2 protein-coding genes are annotated in these 1798 nt (G+C 38.5%); both read right to left on the reverse strand.

Going from position 1 to position 1798, the window contains the following annotated elements:
* Nucleotides 1-173: 173 nt before the first annotated feature.
* Nucleotides 174-1007 (reverse strand): nuclease-related domain-containing protein, encoded by an 834-nt coding sequence (locus tag BMZ71_RS14520; RefSeq protein ID WP_143148189.1) that lies wholly within the window; start codon nucleotides 1005-1007, stop codon nucleotides 174-176.
* A gap of 380 nt (nucleotides 1008-1387) precedes the next feature.
* Nucleotides 1388-1798, reverse strand: a 411-nt coding sequence (locus BMZ71_RS14525; RefSeq protein WP_218142843.1) for a transposase, incomplete at its 5' end; no start/stop codon positions are given.

A 1798-nucleotide genomic window follows, 5' to 3' on the forward strand; every position in this document is an offset into this window, starting at 1 on the left:
CAAAATACAAAAAAAGCCAGAAATTTATCTGACTTTTTCAGCAGCCTCACTTTATTTTGGCGGGTTATTTTTGAACCCAAACTCAATTCCTAGACAGAATTAATGCAAGGATTTGCCCATAAAGTAGTTATATGAATCACGTTATCCCCTCTATATAAATTTTGCCCGCAATATTATTCGTAATAGCGCGCATTCCCGCTTCCTTTAGAAGTATATTCCTCCCTCAAAACCCGAAAAATTCGGTCCCTTCTTCCTATTCCGCACCAATCCGTCATATGAGCTGAGGTCACTGGTTCATTCGGGAACAACAAGCGGAAGTCCTCAATGCTGTTTTTGATTGCCTTTTTGACATTTACTTTCTTTCCGCAGTTCCCGCATGTTTGACGATGGCCGCTGAATGTTCCTAAAAGAGCGCCACAGGCAGTGCAAGGGATTCCTTTTCTTAACTGGTTGTAACGATATTTCGGCATTTTGCTTGGATAATCAGGCTTGTGGAGTTTTACAAGTGCATCCGCCAATTTTTTCTGTTCAGCAGTCGGTTTAGCGCCTGTATGCAGATTTTCAAAATATCCAGAAATCTGGCTCGGCAGTAACAACTGCTCATCAGCAGGCGCACCCAGAAGAGTAAACTCAGGATTAACGTAGACGACAAAGGCATCTACTTCCATCTTGCAGCCCAACTCCAGAAGAAGCAATTCCAGCCGAACTCGTGTCTTCTGCAATTGCAAATCAGGATTCTCCATAATGACTCCGTTGAGTTTGGTGAATTTATCTTTTCCCCAATAATGTACTCCTTCATAGTTTTTTATTTCGCATATTATTATTTTGCCGAAAAAAATCAGCACGGTATCGATTTGGAAAGAAGATCGCCTGATTTCCAATTGTAGATCATTAAGAATCAAGCAATACTCTTTCAGTTTTTCGATTAATTCATCGAAGCGCATCTCCCCTTCGAATCCTTTTATTAAATTGAGATAATAATAGTAGTCATCGCTTGATAAATGCATGCGTGAAGACAATATTTGATAAATGTTCAAAAGCTTCGACTTTTTCCGTTCCTTATACGCGATAGTGATCACCCCTATATTTGTTGTCAAATACAGTATGCGCGGAGTCTATGGGATTGCTCTTCACATTTTTGCATTTTTATCGAATCATGAGATGGTTCGCATTATCCGTTTGGTCGAATTATCACGTCATTTACCCCGCCAAAATTGATTTGGCGGGGTAAAAAACCTCGGCATCGTCTGAAATAGCCCGCCAAAACGCGTTGAGGCTGCTGAAAAAGTAGCTTAAATAACCTAAAAAAGATCAACAAAAATCAAAAAAGCGAGAAAATTGTTTTTCACCATTTCTCGCCTGCTATTTTCTGTAAAAAAGGGAGCCTTTAGGCCCCTTTTTTATCTATTTCTCTGATTATTTTTCTCATATTTGCGATAAACACGGTCGATGCACTTTGTATAGTCATGCCAAATAAACCGTTATTCATAGATTTTTTTAAACCATAACGGTTCTTTAACTCGCTGTTCTTTTGTTCAATTCGGTATCTCATTCTTGATTTCTCACGAAATGCATCACTGTTTTCAAAGTCAAGTTGTTCTTGATGCAAGTTCGACTTGATAGTAAGGGTATATGTTTTTGATTTCGTACCTATTTTGTGACAAATACCTTCAAGAGGGCAGCATTTACATTTCTCCACATCAAAGAAAAAAATCAATTTTTCATTTTTAATAGAATTTTTCTGTAGCGATCTGGCTTTCTTATAGGCCATCTGGCCTTCTGGACATACATACATTCC

The organism is Trichococcus flocculiformis, assembly GCF_900113645.1.
GTDB classification, from domain to species: Bacteria; Bacillota; Bacilli; order Lactobacillales; family Aerococcaceae; genus Trichococcus; species Trichococcus flocculiformis.

Excerpts from the sequence above, each read along its gene's own strand:
- BMZ71_RS14520 (WP_143148189.1), bottom strand. The coding sequence starts at position 1,007 with ATGCATTTATCAAGCGATGACTACTATTATTATCTCAATTTAATAAAA.